The sequence below is a fragment of the Pokkaliibacter plantistimulans genome, from assembly GCF_003194385.1.
In the GTDB taxonomy this organism is placed as follows: Bacteria; Pseudomonadota; Gammaproteobacteria; order Pseudomonadales; family Balneatricaceae; genus Pokkaliibacter; species Pokkaliibacter plantistimulans.
In genome coordinates this window covers 18,190-35,072 of sequence record NZ_LAPT01000141.1, presented here as the reverse complement: position 1 = coordinate 35,072, position 16,883 = coordinate 18,190, and the positions used below count along the sequence as shown (strand labels likewise).

The following is a 16,883-nucleotide window of genomic DNA, read 5'->3' as shown; positions in this document are numbered from 1 at the left end:
CAAGTGGAGCCATGCTTCCTAGCAGGCTGTTGAAAACGTTATCGAGGCAGCCGAGACAAGGAAATACCCCGAGGGCACAAGAAACAGGCGAAAAAGCGGAGTTTAGTGAACTAAATGAGCATTTGACTCGCTTTGCTCGCCCCTTCGGGGCCGTGCTAAAGCACGTTCAGCCTTCGGCTGTGAGCCTGTTTTTGACGCGGTATTCGGCAACGCAGATAGATTTTCAACGACCTGCTAAGCCCCTCAGGTAGTCTCGCTACTGTTCTGATTTTCTCATCAGTCACCGTACTTGAATGGTGCTATCTCCGCTGCCGTGATGGCTGAGGCGGTGTCGCTGATCTTTATTGTTCAACAACATTTAATGCTGTTCATTGATGGGTTGTCAGCATAAATGCACTGTTTTAAAACACTTTTCTGTGCTGATGCTGAGCGCTGATGGTGCGTTTTTCATATATGAATCACCTGTTGGCTGTTCAAGCTATTTTGACCGCTCACTCTATTACTGAATAAAAGTAGTGAGTTCCCATGCCATAAAAAAATTCACTCAGTGAATTCTTCTCCCAAAACGGCAATTGGTTGTCTGAAAACGAACTTGGCTTACGTCTTGCCTGCCAGAAACTGCCTTTTTAACGCCAGGGGAGAGGTTTGCGATGTTAAAAAGCCAGGAAATGCAGTTGTCGGCTACCGAGAAGTCGTGGCTGAAGTGGTGGGGGCCGACCGGCAAGATGAAGATGGGCTGGGCGTGCCGGGTTAACCGTAGCCGCTACCCCATGATCGAACAGATCTTTGAGCGTATTGCCGCGACCCGAGTGCGGTTGTTGCAGCAATGGTGTGATAACCAGTGGCAGTCACTGCACAGTCTGGCAGCGTTATTTGCTGACCACTTTTCGGCAGTGGACAGCCTGCAGTTGCAGCGGCAGCTGAAAAGGCTAGTGGATGTGTCGGAGCTGTTCCTGATTGACACGGCTGGCAGTGTTATCAGCTCCAGCCATGAGGCTCACGTGGGCAAGCAGGATCTGGACAGCCGGGCGGTACAGGCCGGGTTGTGTGCTCCCTTTCTGCATGGCCCCTATGTGGATGAGCTGACCAAACGTATCGGGCCTTCTTCATCGGCCTTTCATGACGCCGTGACCCTGATGTTCTATCTGCCCATCAGGGCACAAGGCCAGACGGTGGGCTGTCTGTGCGCGCGGGTGCCCAACGATGTGCTGGGAGATCTGATTCAGCGCGAAGCCGGGCATATCTACCCAGAATCCGGGGACAACTACCTCTTTATGGTGGAGTCGCACTTTGATTCGAGTATTAGCCCCGGTACGGCACTGTCGCGCTCACGTTTTGAGGACAGCACCTTCACTCATGGCGATAACTTGCGCGGTGGTGTTCACACCGACTGGGGCGTTGTGCGTATCAAACAGCACACTGAGCTGGAGCTGCGTTTCACCGATCCCGCGACGGGGCAACTGCATCCGGGGGTTAGGGAAACCATTCGCCACGGCAGCAATTTGTTTGTGACCTATCCCGGTTATTCCGACTATCGCCATATTCCGGTGATCGGCAAGGGCGTGACGTTTACCCTCAAAGGCTCGCCGGATCGCTGGGGCATGATGTGTGAGGCGGATCTGGAAGAGGTGTATCGCTATCGCTCTCTTGGTTTCGGCCTGATGAAGCACTACCTGCTGGGGATGGCTGCCGTGCTGGCGGTGCAGTCGAGCCTGCATCGCTATACCAGCTTGCCGCAACTGGCCATTGACCTGATCAACGTGGGGACCATTGCACTGATTGCTGGCTGGTTCAGTCAGGTAGGGCCGAAGCGACTAGCCCGACGGATGGGCAAGATGACCGATGTGATCCGCAATATTGCCGAAGGGGAAGGGAATCTCAGCCAGCGGCTGGATACCCAGAAGCTGGCGGCGGATGAAACGGGGGATATGGGGCGCTGGGTCAACAGCTTTATCGACAACCTCGACAATATCGTCAGTCAGGTCAAACGCAGCACCGACAACGTGATGAAAAACAGCGAACACATGCTGGACCGCAACCATAACGCCACGGAGACGGTCGGCCAGGTGTCACACTCCATCGAGCAGATGCTGGGAATGGTCGGGGAGCAGCTGAACGCAATCGATACCGCTGCAGTGACCGCCACGCAGATGAAGCAGAGCATGGAAGAGGTGGTGAAACAGGCTCGTCAGCAGTTCGATACCGTCAGCAACGGCACCCAGCAGATTCGCGATATCGTGCAAAACTCCGCCAACAGCGTGCAGGCGCTGGACAGCCGGACGGCAGAGATTGCGGGAATGGTGTCGCTGATCAGCGATATCACCAGCCAGACCAATCTGCTGGCGCTGAACGCCGCTATCGAGGCGGCGCGTGCCGGCGAGCACGGACGTGGTTTCTCTGTGGTAGCTGATGAAGTGCGGGCGCTGGCGTCACGTACGGCGACAGCTGCCAGTGAGATCAGTCAGCGTATCGAAGCCATTCGCGAGGAAACCCGCAGCGCCGTGACCTTTATGGAGCGGGGGGTGGAAGATGTTGACCGGCAGCTGCAACTGGCGGAGACAGGGGTGGCGGATAACAGCCATCTGTATCAGTCCGTCGAGCAGATGTTCGTCATCATTCAGCAGATGAGCGTCAACAGTAAGGAGCATGGACGTCAGGCGCAGCAGGTAGCACAGGCGACGCAGTCCATGGGCAGGGTCATTCGTTCACTGCATGCCAGTTCAGATCAGGTCAAGGCCACGGCTTCACGATTGCATCAGCTGTCTGGCAGTTTTCAGGTCAGCAAAGACGTGCAGCGAAAAGTAGCTTAACAGGCGATCTGGTAACGTCTGCAAGGCAGCTGCACCCACAACAACAAGTAAGTGCTGCTGCCTGCCAGGAAGATAAGCTGCTAACTTATCGGACGCAGTTGCGCCCGGCTCGCTTGGCTTCGTAGAGATTCTTGTCGGCCATCTGAATGGTGGACTTGAGATTGGACGGGGAGTGGCAGGTGGCCACGCCGAAGCTGGCTGTGATATGGCGTGCCACAGAACCCAGGGCGAAGGCATGTTGAGCAAGCTGCTGACGCAGAGACTCGGCACGCTTGAGCCCGTCATTGAGCTGGGTATGAGGCATAAAGAAAATAAACTCTTCGCCCCCATAGCGGGCAACCAGATCTTCCGCGCGCGTACCGGTACGCAACAGCTGGCTGACGGCACGGAGCACGCCGTCGCCGGCATCATGACCGAAACTGTCATTTACCTCTTTAAAGTGATCGATATCCAGCATGACGACGGTCATGGGGAAATAGTCGTCCGGGTTGTCCAGCAACTGCGCTGGCAGATCCACATCGATATAACGGCGATTCAACAGGCCGGTCAGGGAGTCGGTATAGGCCAGCGTCTGCTGATCGCGTTGTAACGCAGTCATCTTGTGGTGGCTACGGGCGCGGAAGTATTCGCTGATCCATCCCACACAGATGACAGTCAGCATAGAGGAGATAAAGCGGCTGGTCTCCTCCGGCCGGTACTTGGCGATGGTCCATTCCGGGAACTTGAGAAACAGGGCAAGCAACAGTGTCAGGCTGAGGTTGAGTAAGGCCCCCCGGCGTGCCCCCAATAATGCAAACTGAATGATCGGGAACGGATAAACCCAGTACAGAGCGGTATTGTGATACCCGCCCTGATACACCAGCACCAGCACAAACATCGACACCAGCACACTCTGGACAAGGCAGGCGCGGTCAATCCGACCAGTGAGATGAAACACCACGATGTTAAGCAGGAAGGCCAGTGCGCTGCTGATAAGAATGACCGCCAGCAGAGTCTGCTGATCGTAGATATGACGAATGCCATAGACAAAAATAATCGCTGCAGCAATGTAGCTGACAAACATCAGGGTGTAGGCGCGACGCAAGTGATCAATCTCAGCGGCGTCGTTGCTCAGAGGTATCTTGGACAAATGAGAGGGCACGTTCTCTACTCTTTATTCACTGCATCTCTGCTGTGGCAGTGGTGAGCGAACACAGGCTCCCAGGCCGTCAGCAATTACGTTCTTTGGCAGTGCGGGTTGCCAACCGACTATCTCCCGCCCGGGTGTACAACGCCACCCAGGACAACGCAAGAATAGTAAGGAATGTAGCTGCATTGGCCGGGATTTGTAAGTTGAAATCCACCGTGGAGTGAATACCCAGAGCAATTATGGCCATTATTGGCGCAAAGCTGATATCGCGGAGCAGTGGGGTGGACTCCCCGGCAAGTTGCTGCTCATAGCCGGGCAAAACCGCTGTCAACTGCTCCTGGTTATGGATCGAGAAGGAAGATGGGCACAGTGGCTGTGCCCATACAGGCATGAAGCTCAGTCGTTATGCCCTGCCATACTTATCTTCAAAACGCACTATGTCGTCTTCGCCGAGGTAGCTACCTGACTGAACTTCGATTAACTCCAGCGGGATCTTGCCGGGGTTCTCCAGTGCATGCACAGCCCCGAGAGGGATGTATATGGATTGATTCTCTGTGAGTAGCGTCTCATGGCCGTTTATTGTCACTTTGGCTGTGCCAGAGACAACAATCCAATGTTCTGCGCGATGGTGATGCATCTGCACAGACAATTTGGCGGAAGGTTTGACCACGATCCGTTTAACCTGAAAACGTGCACCCGTATCAATCGAGTCATAGCTGCCCCAGGGGCGGTATACCTTGCGATGAATGGTGCCTTCGGAACGATGCAGCTTCTGCAGCTTCGCAACGATTTTTTTCACATCCTGAACCTGGGACTTGTGGGCAACCATGATGGCATCAGGGGTATCCACTACCACAATGTCTTCAATGCCGATGGCGGCAATCAGCTTATCTTCACTGAAGAGAAAGCTGTTGTGACAGGCTTCAGTTAACACATCACCACGTACGACATTGCCTTGAGGATCCTTGTTACCTATATCCCACAGTGCAGACCAGGAGCCGACATCACTCCATCCAGCATTCATCGGGACTACAACGGCTTTGTCAGTCCTTTCCATCACGGCATAGTCGATGGAGTCATCCGGGCAGGCCATAAAAGCCTCATTGTCCAGGCGAATAAAGTCCAGATCCGTAGTCGTCACTGAACAGGCATTGATACAGGCCTGATAAATATCCGGGCGGTGACGCTGGAGTTCTGCCAGATAGACACTGGCTTTGAACAGAAACATACCGCTATTCCAGTAATACTCACCAGAGGCAAGGTACGCTTGAGCCGTTTCTGCGTCGGGTTTCTCGACGAAGCGGTCAACCTTATAGCCAGTATTCAGCTCGGTGGCTTGTCCACCCTTGATATATCCGTAGCCAGTATGTGGCTCGGTGGGCACGATACCAAAGGTGACCAGCTGATCGTTATTGGCTAACGGCAGCGCTGACAGTATGGCTTCGGTATAGGCTTTTTCATCCTGAATAACGTGGTCAGCTGCCAGAACCAGAAGTAATGGATCGGTATCTTTCTGGTTTTTGACTGCATGTATAGCGGCAATGGCAATAGCTGGCGCGGTATTTCGTCCTGCCGGTTCCAGCAGAATTGCCCCCTGCTTACCCAGCTGTCTCAGTTGCTCTGCGACGATGAAACGGTGGTTTTCATTGCAAATGACAATGGGCGAGCAGCTGGAAAGAGGCTCTGAGCGCTTAATGGTTGCCTGAAGCATCGTTTCCTGCTCATGAAGAGCGAGAAATTGCTTGGGATGGAGTGCTCGCGAAAGTGGCCATAAGCGAGTTCCGGAGCCCCCAGCCATAACGACGGGAATAATCATAGAAACATCTCTATAGGTGATGGCTGATATCAAGGTCTTCAGATCACAATGTGTTGTTCACAACTGTTTTAGTCCACCAGTTGGAACGTGCTTGAATGATCAGCGAAAAATTATGAGGTATTTGGCTAGTAGCATCAGTGACCAAGTAAATCTGCCTGTAATGTCTTGTTCAATATCCATTCTCGTGTGGCTGGCTTTAATAGCCACTCTGGAGCCAGCAGCTTAGCGGCTCGGCAGGTGCGGAGACAAACTCTTTGCATGTTGCCTAGAAACAGAGTGCAAAGCGTGCCGATCACATCCGTAGTTTTAGCAAGCGATTTGCAGAAATAGATTCGGCCCCGATCCACGCCATCGGAGAGGGATGGGCGAATCGGGGCCGAAAAACTGTGGCAGTGGTTTAAGGTCACTGCCTTATGCAAGGGAGACTAGCGGCTGGCGCGTTGAGCCTGGTTTTCTGACTGACCGTAGTAGACGGTTTCGTCCAGCTCTTTTTCACTCTTGCCGACCAGTACGGACACCATCAGGTCGCCAGTGACGTTCACCATTGTACGTGCCATGTCCAGAATGCGATCGATGCCAGCGACGATGGCCAGTCCTTCCAGCGGCAGACCTACAGTAGACAGCACCAGTGACAACATGATCAGGCCTGCGCCGGGCACACCTGCGGTGCCGATAGAAGCCAGAGTGGCTGTCAGAATGATAGTGATGTAGTCACTCATGGACAGGTCGATACCGTAGGCCTGGGCAATAAACAGTGCTGTCACGCCCTGATAGATAGCCGTGCCGTCCATGTTGATGGTGGCGCCCATGGGCAATACAAAACCGGCAATTCCCTTGGATACCCCCAGCTTTTCCTCAGCGGCACGCATGCTGACTGGCAGGGTGCCTGAGCTGCTGGTGCTGGTGAAGGCGATGGTCTGGGCATCCAGAATGCCTTTCAGGAAAGGCAGCGGATTCAGGCGGGCAATAAAGGTGATGGCACCGGTATATACCAGCAGCATCTGCAGCAGACAGCCAACATAGACCACGGCGATCACCTTGATCAGAGGCAGCAGGACGTCGATGCCGTATTTGCCAGCTACCCAGGCCATCAGGGCGAATACGCCGTAGGGAGCAAACTTCATCACCAGCTCGGTGAGCTTATACATGGCTTCAGCGAAACCATTGAATACCTTGACGACGGGTTCACCGTGTTCACCGATCAGGTTGAGAGAGAAACCCAGACCAATGGCAAATACGATGATCTGCAGGATGTTGCCTGAAGACAGTGATTCCACCGGGTTGGTGGGAATCAGGCCAAGCACGATATCTACCAGTTTCGGTGCGGCTTTGGCTTCCTGTGCGGCGGCACTGGCGGTCATATGGATACCGCTGCCGGGCTCAAATACTGCACCCAGTACCAGACCGATAGCAACGGCGAGGGCGGTGGTCAGCAGATAGATGGTGAAAGCCTTGAGGCTGACACGGCCCATTTTGCGGCTGTCTTTCATGGAGGTGACGCCAACCACCAGAGAGCAGAACACCAGCGGCACAATCAGCATCTTGATAGCTGAAATAAACAGGGTGCCAATGGGTTTGAGGTATTCAGCCTGAGGGCCCAGGAATACGCCGAGGATCATACCGGCAACCATGCCGATGACGATTTTTTTCCAGAGTGCCATGGAGGGTTTGTCCACCAGGGCAGAGGCGTGCATCACATCACTCATGAGGTCTCATCTCTCTTAATTGTTATCAGATGGGCATCTTGACGGTTCGCCGATGGGCTTGTCAGTGCGGATGGACCGCAGCCACTGGCGAACAGCAGGTGATCTCTTAGAGCAAGGCAAATGCCAAGGTTTTATTTTTATAAGCTATTGAATTTATTAGATTTATTTTTATTTTTCCAAGCTGGAAATATAACTTTGGTTATAGTGGATAAAGGGGATGACCGTATTCAGGTTGCGAAGGCGGGCCATAACCCCTGTTATCACGGGAGAATGCAGGGCTATAACCAGCGTTATGGCTATAACGCTGGTTATAGGTTGTGAAAGTGGGGGCGTTCAGGCGTCACCGTCTCGCTGCTTTTTCAGCCGCTTACTGAGGGCGGGCTGGGAGACGCCAATCAGCCTTGCGGCGAGAGACTGGTTGCGGTTGGCCCGTTGCATTGCCTCTTCTACCAGCAGGTCAGTAATTCCCTGTAGTGATGGCAGTGGCTGATCCGGATCGAAATACACCGCGGTCTTGCGTGGGGTGACGGGCGCGATCAGCGGTGAAGGTTCGACGCCCATGGCGTGCAGGAAGGTATCCAGCTCCAGCGTCGCATTGCGATTCTGACTGATGGCGTCATAGACCATGGCGCGCAGTTCACGGATATTTCCCGGGAAACTGTAACCCTGCAACAGTGTTGCCAGTGTTTGTGGCAGCGCTGGAGCCTGACGGCCCAGGTCATCAGCAGCCAGGGTGAGGAAGTGTTCCAGCAATAGCGGGATGTCTTCGCGCCGCTCCCGCAAGGGCGGAATATGAACCTGGTGGGTGCGCAGGCGGTAGTACAGATCCTTGCGGAAACGCCCTTCGGCCTGGCGGGCAGGAAGGTCCTGATGGGTGGCGACGATCACCCGCGCCCGGCACTGTTTGGCGCGGTCGCTACCTAATGGATAGTACTCACCTTCCTGCAGCAGTCGCAGCAGCTTGACCTGAGAGGCGGGGCTGAGATCGCCGATCTCATCAAGGAACAAGGTGCCCTCCGCTGCCTGCTCTATCAGTCCGGGGCGGGCTTTGTCTGCTCCGGTAAAAGCGCCGCGCTGATGACCAAAGAGTGTGTCAGCAAACACGTTGTCATCCAGACCTGCCACATTGACCGTTACCAGTGGCCCGCGACGCTGGCTGACGGCATGGGCGGCACGTGCGATCAGTTCTTTGCCGACACCGCTTTCACCGCTGATCAGGATGGGCTGACGACTGCGTGCGACCGATTCCAGATACTGAAACACCGCCCACATACTGGGATGGGTAGTGATAATGGACTCAAAACACTCAGGTTGCTGCAGGGTGTCGTGTAAGACCACTTGCCGCAGGGCCTGATTTTCCTGCCGTAGTTCCTGCATCTGGATGGCGCGTTTGATGCCTTCCAGCAGACGGTCCTGCTCGGCGGTTTTGACGAAATAGTCAAAGGCGCCCATACGCAGGCAATCCACGGCGGTTTCCACCTGATTGAGGCCACTGAGGATGATGACATTGACCTCCGGATACTCTTCCCGTAACCAGCTCAGCACCTCGCGCCCAGACAGATGTGGCATGGTCAGGTCGAGAATGACCAGTCCGATGTGCTGGTGCTGCATCAGGGTGCTGACCTGACGGCTGTCGTCACAGCGCAACAGGTTGGTGATGCCCTGGCGTTCCAGTGTCAGGCTCAGGCTGTGCAAAAAGGCCGGTTCGTCATCAACCAGCAAAATGCTGAAGCCGGGATGGGGTGTCGCAGTCATGCGGCGGCCTCCGTTGCGTGAGTGGGAATCGGCAGGCTCAGGCACACCTGTGTGCCTTGACCTGGGGTGGAAGTAAAACTCAGGCTGCCGCCATGGGCCTGTACTATGCCACTGGATACTGACAGGCCGAGGCCGGTGCCACCCTGTTCACGCTTGGTAGTGAAAAAGGGGTCGGTCAGTTGCGGCAAGTGTTCGGCTGCAATACCGCGACCCTGATCCTCGATCCAGACCTGTACCTGTTGGCTGTCTTCGGCCAGCCGAGTACTGACCTTGACCGCCTGACTACGGTCCGTCAGGGCCTGACAGGCATTGAGAATAAGGTTGATGACCACCTGCTCCAGTCGCTGTTCGCTGCCCTGAATTGCAGGCAGATATGGCTCGTACTGGACCTCAAAGGCCTGGGTGGAGCGGCGCAGTGTGGTGTCGGCCAGCCGGATAGCCGTCGCCACCATGGTATTGATATCCACGGGCTGCAGCTGCTGGGGGTCAAGACGGGCAAAGTCCTTGAGGTCATCGACGATACGTTTGATGCGCTCGGCACTGTCCGCCATGTTTTTCAGCAGCAGGGGGATTTCGTCGCGCATACGAGAATAGGGGAGACCCGCCAACAGATAGTCGCCGTGTTCGGCGTAATGTTGTTCCAGCAGCTCTTCGGCATCCTGCCAGGCGTCACGCAGAATGGGGATGTTCAGTAACAGCAGGGCACTGGGGTTGTTGATTTCATGGGCCACACCTGAAACCAGTACGCCCAGTGATTTGAGCTTGTCAGCCTGAATCAGCTGCTGCTGATGTTGCCGCAGTTCGGCACTGCGCTTATCCACCTGTCGGCGCAGCATACGGTTCCAGATCACTGTGCCACCGAGTATCAACAGCAGCACACAGGAAATGATAGCAGCCCCCTGACCCCAGCGTTTCCAGGCAATGCCTGGGGCTTCCAGTGGTCCCAACCAGCGGTTGTAGATTTCCTGCTGCCTGCCGGTGTTCTTCAGGATGGCCAGCCCTTCGCTGAAGACGGCGAGCATTTCTTCATTACCTTTGCGCACGGCAAAGCCGTACTGCTGGGCTTGAAAGGGACGAGCTACCTGCACGATATTGCTCAGCCCTAACTGTTTGCTGAGATAGAGCGCAGGGACGTTGGCCACCAGTGCATAGTCACCTTTGCCTGAAGCCAGCATACGCAGAGCGCCCGAGTGGGTAGCAACCGGAATAATAAACGCCCCGATATTGTGGGTGTGCAGGTAGTCATCCATGACACCCCCTTTTTGCACTATGACTTCCTTGCCGCGCAGTTCTTCGATGGTGTCGATGTCGGGTGCCCCTTTGCGGGCAAAGATGGACTGATGAATGATGGCGTGGGGTGGGGCAAAGCTGAAACGCTGCTCGCGCTGAGGCGAGATCGAAATGCCTTCCAGCGCATCAATGCGACCATCCAGCAGGGCATCACGCATCTTGTCCCATTCCCCCAGCTCAATACGGACACGAATGCCCATCACATCGGCAATGGCATGAGCCAGCTCAACATTGTAGCCATCGGGCTCGCCCTGATCGTTCAGGAACTCATAGGGCGGGTAGTCGTAGTCACCGCCGATGACGATGACCTGGGTATCGTTGCGGGCTGCGCTACTGCTGGCAGGCAACCATGACAACAGGCATAGCAGGAAAAGCAGGGGCGGTCGCAACCTGCGGATGACGGTAGCGGGTGAAGAAGCGGAACGGGGAGCGGGCACGCAAATAATCTCGATGCAGGCTGTCGGTGCAAAGTCAGGGAGTGGTCACACTATACACTGCTGAGTGGCGATGTGGTGGGAATGGTTGCTGCTCGATGCCTTGCGCCAGGGCATCAGAGGTGCTCACGTCAGGCTGATCAGGTGCCGGTATCGCCAGTAGCAGAAAGGGACCACAAGGGTCCCTTAAGTGTGGCAGGCGATGGCATTACCGCCAGGCTCATCAAACCTGTCGACGGCGTACCAGCATGCCTGCCAGTGTCAGCAGTACCGACAGTATGATCAGCGGCCAGTCACCCCAACGCATATAGGGGGTCTGTCCTTCGTAACCCTGTACCTCTTCGGTCAGTACTCCGGCGCGGAAAGGCTCCAGCTGCTGAGTAATGCGTCCCTGATGATCGATGACGGCCGTCATCCCATCGTTAGTGGCTCGCACCATGGGACGGCCGACCTCCAGCGCACGCATCTGAACCATCTGCAGATGTTGATAGCGAGCAAAGGATCCACCAAACCAGGTGTCGTTGCTGACCGTCAGCAGTATATCCGCATCGCCCACACTACGGCGCATCAGATCTGGGTAGGCTACCTCATAGCAGATGCTGGCACTGATCTTGTGACCCATGGCCGTCAGCTCAGGCTGGTTCAGATCGCCTTTGCTGAATTGCGACATGGGCAGGTCAAAGAAGGCGATCAGGCCACGTAATACTGACTCCAGCGGCACGTATTCACCGAAAGGCACCAGATGTCGCTTGTGATAGAGCCCAAGGCCATCGCCCAGTACCACCAGGCTATTGTGGTAGCTGCGCTTGCCCTCTTTCTCTACGCGGGTCATGACTCCAGAGATCAGGGCCGACTGACGCTGATAGAGGTCATCGGCGAAAGGTGTCATCACACTGTAGGCATCATTCAGCAGAGCAGGGATTGCCGTCTCTGGCCAGACCACCAGTGCCGGGCCGGACCAGGCTTTCTGGGTCATGGTTTCATAGCGTTCGATAGTAGGCATGGCCGAGTCGGGATGCCACTTGGCGTTCTGCTCAATATTGCCCTGCACCAGCATCACCTTGAGTGGCGTCTGGGTAGTGGGTTTGGTCCATTGCAGGGTAAACAGCAGTAGCCCAAGCAGAGCGGGGATAACGATAACCAGAATGGCTGGCAGGCGACGATCACCTGCTTCAGGCTGGATCAGTTTTGCGAGGCCTACTCCCGCCAGCGCAAACAGGGCGCTCAGGCCATAGACGCCAAGCACGGGAGACCAGCCCTGCCAGAGTGTACTGAGGCTGCTGTAACCCAGTAGTAGCCAGGGGAAGCCGGTCAGCAGATAAGTACGTATCAGCTCACTCACCACCCAGACGGCAGGGAAGCCCAGATAGGCCCATAGCTGATTTTTGGCGATACGGTGATGTAACGCCGCCTGAATAACGAAGAACAGGGCAAGTGCTGCACAGAACAGGGCCGTAAGCAGGGTGGCCAGGGCAACGGAGGTATCTCCGTAGCGGTGCATACTGATCCAGACCCAGGAGGTGCCAACACCGAACAGGCCAAAACCGAACAACCAGCCACGCCACATTGCCTGCCGGGCTGTCAGGCTATGCTGCATGCACATATAGAATGCAGCAACGGCTAAAGGGGCTATTGGCCACCAATTTAGTGGTGCAAATGCCAGCGGATAGACGGCACCGGCAATCAGGGCCAGTGCGCTGCCCCAGTAACTGGACAGATCAAGGCTGGCGGAGCGAGTTTCTGATGGAGACTGAGGGAGCGACATCGCCGGGGCACTCTGTGGTTAAAAAGAAATAAAGTGGATGTGTCAGACAGTCGAAAGGCCGGAATTCCGGCCTCTGGTTGTGCTGCGTATGATAAAGCGCCTGTCTGTCAGCGAATAGGGGTGACCTGTAGCAATCGGATACGGCGATTATCTGCGCTCAACACCTTGAAGGTGAAGCCTGCCATTTCCACGGCTTCATCCCGTCGTGGCAGGCGACCAAACAGCTGGGTGATGATGCCGCCGATAGTATCGTATTCATCGTCTTCCAGTGCGGTCTTGAAAAAGTCATTGAAGTCTTCAATCGGTGTGAGGGCGCGGACCAGGAACTGCGAGTTGCCCATCGACTTGATATGGACTTCTTCAGGGTCATCGGCGTCGTGTTCGTCTTCGATGTCACCGACGATCTGCTCCAGTACGTCTTCAATGGTCACCAGACCTGCGGTACCACCGTATTCGTCAACGATGATGGCCATATGGTGATGACTATCCTGAAACTCTTTGAGCAGCACATTCAGACGTTTGCTTTCCGGAATAACAGTAACCGGGCGCAGGATGCTGTTCATGTCCAGCCCATCCAGACCACCATCTTCCAACAGGCATTTGAGCAGGTCTTTGGCCAGCAGAATGCCTTTTATGTCGTTGACACTTTCGCCAATCACCGGATAACGGGAATGGGCCGTCTCAATAATACGGGGGAGGAAGCTGCGCCAATGCTCGTCGATTTCGACGAAGGAGATCTGTGAGCGGGGGATCATGATTTCCCGCACCTGAAGGTCGCCTACGCGCATGGCGCCTTCAATAATCTGCAACGCATCGTGGTCAAGAATCTGCTCACGGCAGGCGTTGCGTAATACTTCGAGGAGTTCTTTTCTGTCCTGGGGACCGTCATCTGAAAAGGCTTGCGCCAGACGTTCCAGCCAGGACTTACTACTCTCCGATCGATCTTCTTGCATAAAGGTTCTCGTCAGTTATCCAAAATGCCATGGTCATCGGCATAGGGATCAGGAATGCCCAGCTTGGCCAGCAGGGTGCGTTCCAGCCCTTCCATTTCTTCTGCATCGTCATCTTCAATGTGGTCATATCCCAGCAGATGCAGAATGCCGTGGGTGACCATATGTGCCCAGTGGTGGAACAGCGGCTTGTGCTGCTCCTCCGCTTCATCAGCTACTACCTGAGCACAGATCACCAAATCGCCGAGTAAAGATAACTCAACTTCTGGCGGTGCTTCAAACGGGAAAGATAAGACATTAGTGGGCTTATCTTTCCCCCGATAGGTGAAGTTCAGATGACGACTCTCTTCGTCATCAACAATGCGAATGGTCAGCTCAAGGGGCTCAGGCTGCGAGGCCAGCACATTGTCTGCCCAGAGCTGGAGGTCGTCATCAGCAGGCAACTGCAGGCTGGAGGTTTCGCGCTGGATATCGAGAATGGCGTTCATACCCGTTTGCTCTCGCTGGCTGGCCATTTATTTTCGGTGACGTTGTTCTTTTCCCACTTGTCGTAGGCTTCGACGATGCGTTGTACCAGCGGGTGGCGCACGACGTCTTTGGAGACGAAGCGGGTGATGGAAATACCATCCACCTCATCCAGTACATCCAGTACATGGCGCAGACCTGAAGGCGTGCCCTTGGGCAGGTCAACCTGGGTGATGTCACCGGTGATGACCGCGGTGGAGCCAAAACCGATACGGGTCAGGAACATCTTCATCTGCTCACGGGTGGTGTTCTGACTTTCATCCAGAATGACGAATGAGTGGTTCAGGGTACGACCACGCATATAGGCCAGAGGTGCCACTTCAATGACGTTGCGCTCGATCAGCTTGGCTACTTTCTCAAAACCCAGCATTTCGTAAAGCGCGTCATACAGCGGACGCAGATAAGGGTCGATTTTCTGTGACAGGTCACCGGGCAGGAAGCCGAGCTTTTCGCCTGCTTCGACGGCAGGACGTACCAGCAGGATACGGCTGATTTCTTCTCGCTCCAGTGCATCGACCGCACAGGCTACGGCCAGATAGGTTTTGCCGGTACCCGCAGGGCCAATGCCAAAGTTGATGTCATTACGGCGAATGCAGCGCACGTACTCCTGCTGATTGATGCCACGGGGCTTGATCAGCATTTTGCGCAGGCGAATGAACACTTCACCTTCGTCGTCAGCGGCATCCTTGTCGGAGTAACTCGCTGCTTCAATGCCGCTTTCCTGCAGGAACAGATGCACCATATCAGGGGTGATGACGATATCGTTGGCCGCTTCGCGATACATTTGCTGCATCATTTTTTCTGCAGCATGAAGAGCGCGAGGCTCACCACTCAGCTCAAAGCGATAGGCGCGATTGTGGATGGATATCCCCAGGCGTTTTTCGATCAGCTTGAGGTGCTCATCAAATTGGCCGCTGAAGTTAGCCAGGTATTCGGGATGTTCAGGACTGAGGTCGAAGGCGATAGTGGCGCGTAGCTCAGTAGTCAAAAGGGGTAGTCCTCGATGGCGATTGAAGGGGCTGCAATCATGATTGCAGCCGGTTCAGTAAGAGCATATTCACGATCTGCTGCGCGTCGGCCAAATGGCTTTGAAAGGCGCTTCGGATGCTCATTTAGACTCACTAAACTCCGCTTTCTCAGCACTGTTCGCCTTGTTTGGCTCGATCGTGAACACATTCTGGGATGCTGTTCTGGTTATTTAATGAAGCGTATCCAGTTCTGAATCAACCAGTACTCCGCGCAGGGAGTTAGGCAGCGCCTGCTCGATGCGAATATTGGCAAACTTGCCAATCTGATCAGGGTTGGTGCAGTTAAAGTTGACCACCCGGTTGTTCTCGGTGCGGCCCTGCATCTGGCCCGGGTCTTTTCTGCTGTAGCCGTTAACCAGAATACGCTGCACACTGCCCACCATCTTGCGGGAAATGTCCATGGTCTGCTGGATAATGCGTTGCTGCAAAATAAGCAGACGCTGTTTCTTCACTTCTTCTGGTACATCGTCGGCATAGTCAGAGGCAGGTGTGCCGGGACGGCGGCTATAGACAAAACTGTAGGACAGGTCAAAACCGATGTCCTGGATCAGCTTCATGGTGGCTTCAAAGTCAGCTTCGGTTTCACCGGGGAAGCCAACAATAAAGTCTGAGGAGAAGCTGATGTCCGGGCGAATCTTTTTCAGACGACGCAGCTTGGATTTGTACTCCAGTGCAGTGTGGCCACGTTTCATCAATGCCAGAATGCGATCAGAACCGCTCTGAACAGGCAGATGCAGATGGCTGACCAGCTCGGGGATGGTTTCGTAAGCCTCGATCAGGGACTCGGAAAACTCCACTGGGTGGGAGGTGGTGTAGCGAATGCGGTCAATGCCATCAATGGCGGCGACGTAATGCAGCAGTTCGGCAAGATCGGCAGTATCGCCATCTGCGGTCGCACCACGATAGGCGTTAACGTTCTGACCCAGCAAGTTGACCTCACGCACACCTTGTTCGGCCAGATGAATAATCTCGGCCAGTACGTCCTGTACCGGGCGGCTGACTTCTTCACCACGGGTGTAGGGGACGACGCAGAAGGTGCAGTATTTGCTGCAGCCTTCCATGATGGATACAAAGGCTTCTGCACCTTCCACTTTGGGGGCGGGCAGACGGTCGAATTTTTCAATCTCGGGGAAGCTGATATCCACCTGTGGAGTATGGTACTGCACCGTGGCATCTACCATTTCCGGCAAACGGTGCAGGGTTTGGGGGCCAAAGACGATATCGACGAAAGGTGCGCGATCACGAATTGCCTGGCCTTCCTGACTGGCGACGCAGCCACCGACACCGATACGCAATTCGGGGTTCTTTTCTTTCAGCTTGCGCCAGCGACCCAGTTGATGGAAAACCTTATCCTGCGCCTTTTCGCGAATGGAGCAGGTGTTAAGCAGCAACAGGTCCGCTTCTTCGGGATTGTCGGTGACTTCCATCTGATGACTTTCTCGCAGCAGGTCGAGCATGCGGGAAGAGTCGTACTCATTCATCTGACAGCCGTGTGTCTGGATAAAAACCTTTTTGGACATGGATTACCTGAAACCCTCGACAGGGTAATACGGTTTAAGAGCAGCCTTGGGCCGGGATAAAGCAGCACCCAGGTCAGCACATCTCGTACTGTAAAAGCGGGGTGGGGCGGCTCCGAAAATCGGCAGATTATACCTCAGCCAGTCAGGCAGGTGTA

The 16,883-nt window shown here is 54.9% G+C and carries 12 protein-coding genes; 1 reads left to right on the top strand and 11 read right to left on the bottom strand.

The window, feature by feature from the left end; genetic code table 11:
• Positions 1–650: 650 nt before the first annotated feature.
• Positions 651–2,810 carry a methyl-accepting chemotaxis protein gene (locus WH50_RS24245; RefSeq protein ID WP_207780468.1) on the top strand — a complete coding sequence of 720 codons (2,160 nt, stop codon included), beginning with the start codon at positions 651–653 and terminating at the stop codon, positions 2,808–2,810.
• Between the two features lie 85 nt (positions 2,811–2,895).
• On the opposite strand, the gene WH50_RS24240 is transcribed toward WH50_RS24245, so the two are convergent.
• The 11 genes from WH50_RS24240 to miaB all read right to left on the bottom strand — a co-directional run bounded on the left by WH50_RS24240 (position 2,896) and on the right by miaB (position 16,728).
• Positions 2,896–3,951 (bottom strand): GGDEF domain-containing protein, encoded by a 1,056-nt coding sequence (locus WH50_RS24240; protein ID WP_133251420.1) that lies wholly within the window; start codon positions 3,949–3,951, stop codon positions 2,896–2,898.
• A 67-nt stretch (positions 3,952–4,018) separates the two neighbouring features.
• Complete coding sequence (locus WH50_RS24235; RefSeq protein ID WP_110189862.1) at positions 4,019–4,330, bottom strand: hypothetical protein; 312 nt, start codon at positions 4,328–4,330, stop codon at positions 4,019–4,021.
• A 12-nt stretch (positions 4,331–4,342) separates the two neighbouring features.
• Complete coding sequence (locus WH50_RS24230; protein WP_110189860.1) at positions 4,343–5,755, bottom strand: mannose-1-phosphate guanylyltransferase/mannose-6-phosphate isomerase; 1,413 nt, start codon at positions 5,753–5,755, stop codon at positions 4,343–4,345.
• Positions 5,756–6,180: 425 nt separating this feature from the next.
• Positions 6,181–7,461 carry a dicarboxylate/amino acid:cation symporter gene (locus WH50_RS24225; protein ID WP_243410263.1) on the bottom strand — a complete coding sequence of 427 codons (1,281 nt, stop codon included), beginning with the start codon at positions 7,459–7,461 and terminating at the stop codon, positions 6,181–6,183.
• 333 nt (positions 7,462–7,794) lie between these two features.
• Complete coding sequence (locus WH50_RS24215; RefSeq protein ID WP_110189856.1) at positions 7,795–9,216, bottom strand: sigma-54-dependent transcriptional regulator; 1,422 nt, start codon at positions 9,214–9,216, stop codon at positions 7,795–7,797.
• Positions 9,213–10,943, bottom strand: a complete 1,731-nt coding sequence (locus WH50_RS24210; protein ID WP_243410262.1) for a transporter substrate-binding domain-containing protein — start codon at positions 10,941–10,943, stop codon at positions 9,213–9,215. The genes WH50_RS24215 and WH50_RS24210 overlap by 4 nt, the downstream gene beginning before the upstream one ends.
• A gap of 220 nt (positions 10,944–11,163) precedes the next feature.
• On the bottom strand, positions 11,164–12,705 hold the full coding sequence (gene lnt / locus WH50_RS24205; protein WP_110189855.1) for an apolipoprotein N-acyltransferase: 1,542 nt from the start codon (positions 12,703–12,705) through the stop codon (positions 11,164–11,166).
• A gap of 107 nt (positions 12,706–12,812) precedes the next feature.
• Positions 12,813–13,658 carry an HlyC/CorC family transporter gene (locus WH50_RS24200; RefSeq protein WP_110189853.1) on the bottom strand — a complete coding sequence of 282 codons (846 nt, stop codon included), beginning with the start codon at positions 13,656–13,658 and terminating at the stop codon, positions 12,813–12,815.
• An 11-nt stretch (positions 13,659–13,669) separates the two neighbouring features.
• Positions 13,670–14,143, bottom strand: a complete 474-nt coding sequence (gene ybeY, locus WH50_RS24195; RefSeq protein ID WP_110189851.1) for an rRNA maturation RNase YbeY — start codon at positions 14,141–14,143, stop codon at positions 13,670–13,672.
• The gene (locus tag WH50_RS24190; RefSeq protein WP_207780467.1) at positions 14,140–15,168 is read right to left on the bottom strand and encodes a PhoH family protein; all 1,029 of its coding nucleotides are present in this window, start codon (positions 15,166–15,168) and stop codon (positions 14,140–14,142) included. The genes ybeY and WH50_RS24190 overlap by 4 nt, the downstream gene beginning before the upstream one ends.
• A gap of 210 nt (positions 15,169–15,378) precedes the next feature.
• Entirely contained in the window at positions 15,379–16,728 is a 1,350-nt protein-coding gene (gene miaB / locus WH50_RS24185; protein ID WP_104156355.1) for a tRNA (N6-isopentenyl adenosine(37)-C2)-methylthiotransferase MiaB, read from the bottom strand.
• Positions 16,729–16,883: the final 155 nt, after the last annotated feature.

Coding starts and splice junctions, on each gene's coding strand:
- WH50_RS24245 (WP_207780468.1), top strand. CDS start 651: ATGTTAAAAAGCCAGGAAATGCAGTTGTCGGCTACCGAGAAGTCGTGG.
- WH50_RS24235 (WP_110189862.1), bottom strand. CDS start 4,330: ATGCCTGTATGGGCACAGCCACTGTGCCCATCTTCCTTCTCGATCCAT.
- WH50_RS24230 (WP_110189860.1), bottom strand. CDS start 5,755: ATGATTATTCCCGTCGTTATGGCTGGGGGCTCCGGAACTCGCTTATGG.
- WH50_RS24225 (WP_243410263.1), bottom strand. CDS start 7,461: ATGAGTGATGTGATGCACGCCTCTGCCCTGGTGGACAAACCCTCCATG.
- WH50_RS24215 (WP_110189856.1), bottom strand. CDS start 9,216: ATGACTGCGACACCCCATCCCGGCTTCAGCATTTTGCTGGTTGATGAC.
- lnt (WP_110189855.1), bottom strand. CDS start 12,705: ATGTCGCTCCCTCAGTCTCCATCAGAAACTCGCTCCGCCAGCCTTGAT.
- WH50_RS24200 (WP_110189853.1), bottom strand. CDS start 13,658: ATGCAAGAAGATCGATCGGAGAGTAGTAAGTCCTGGCTGGAACGTCTG.
- ybeY (WP_110189851.1), bottom strand. CDS start 14,143: ATGAACGCCATTCTCGATATCCAGCGCGAAACCTCCAGCCTGCAGTTG.
- miaB (WP_104156355.1), bottom strand. CDS start 16,728: ATGTCCAAAAAGGTTTTTATCCAGACACACGGCTGTCAGATGAATGAG.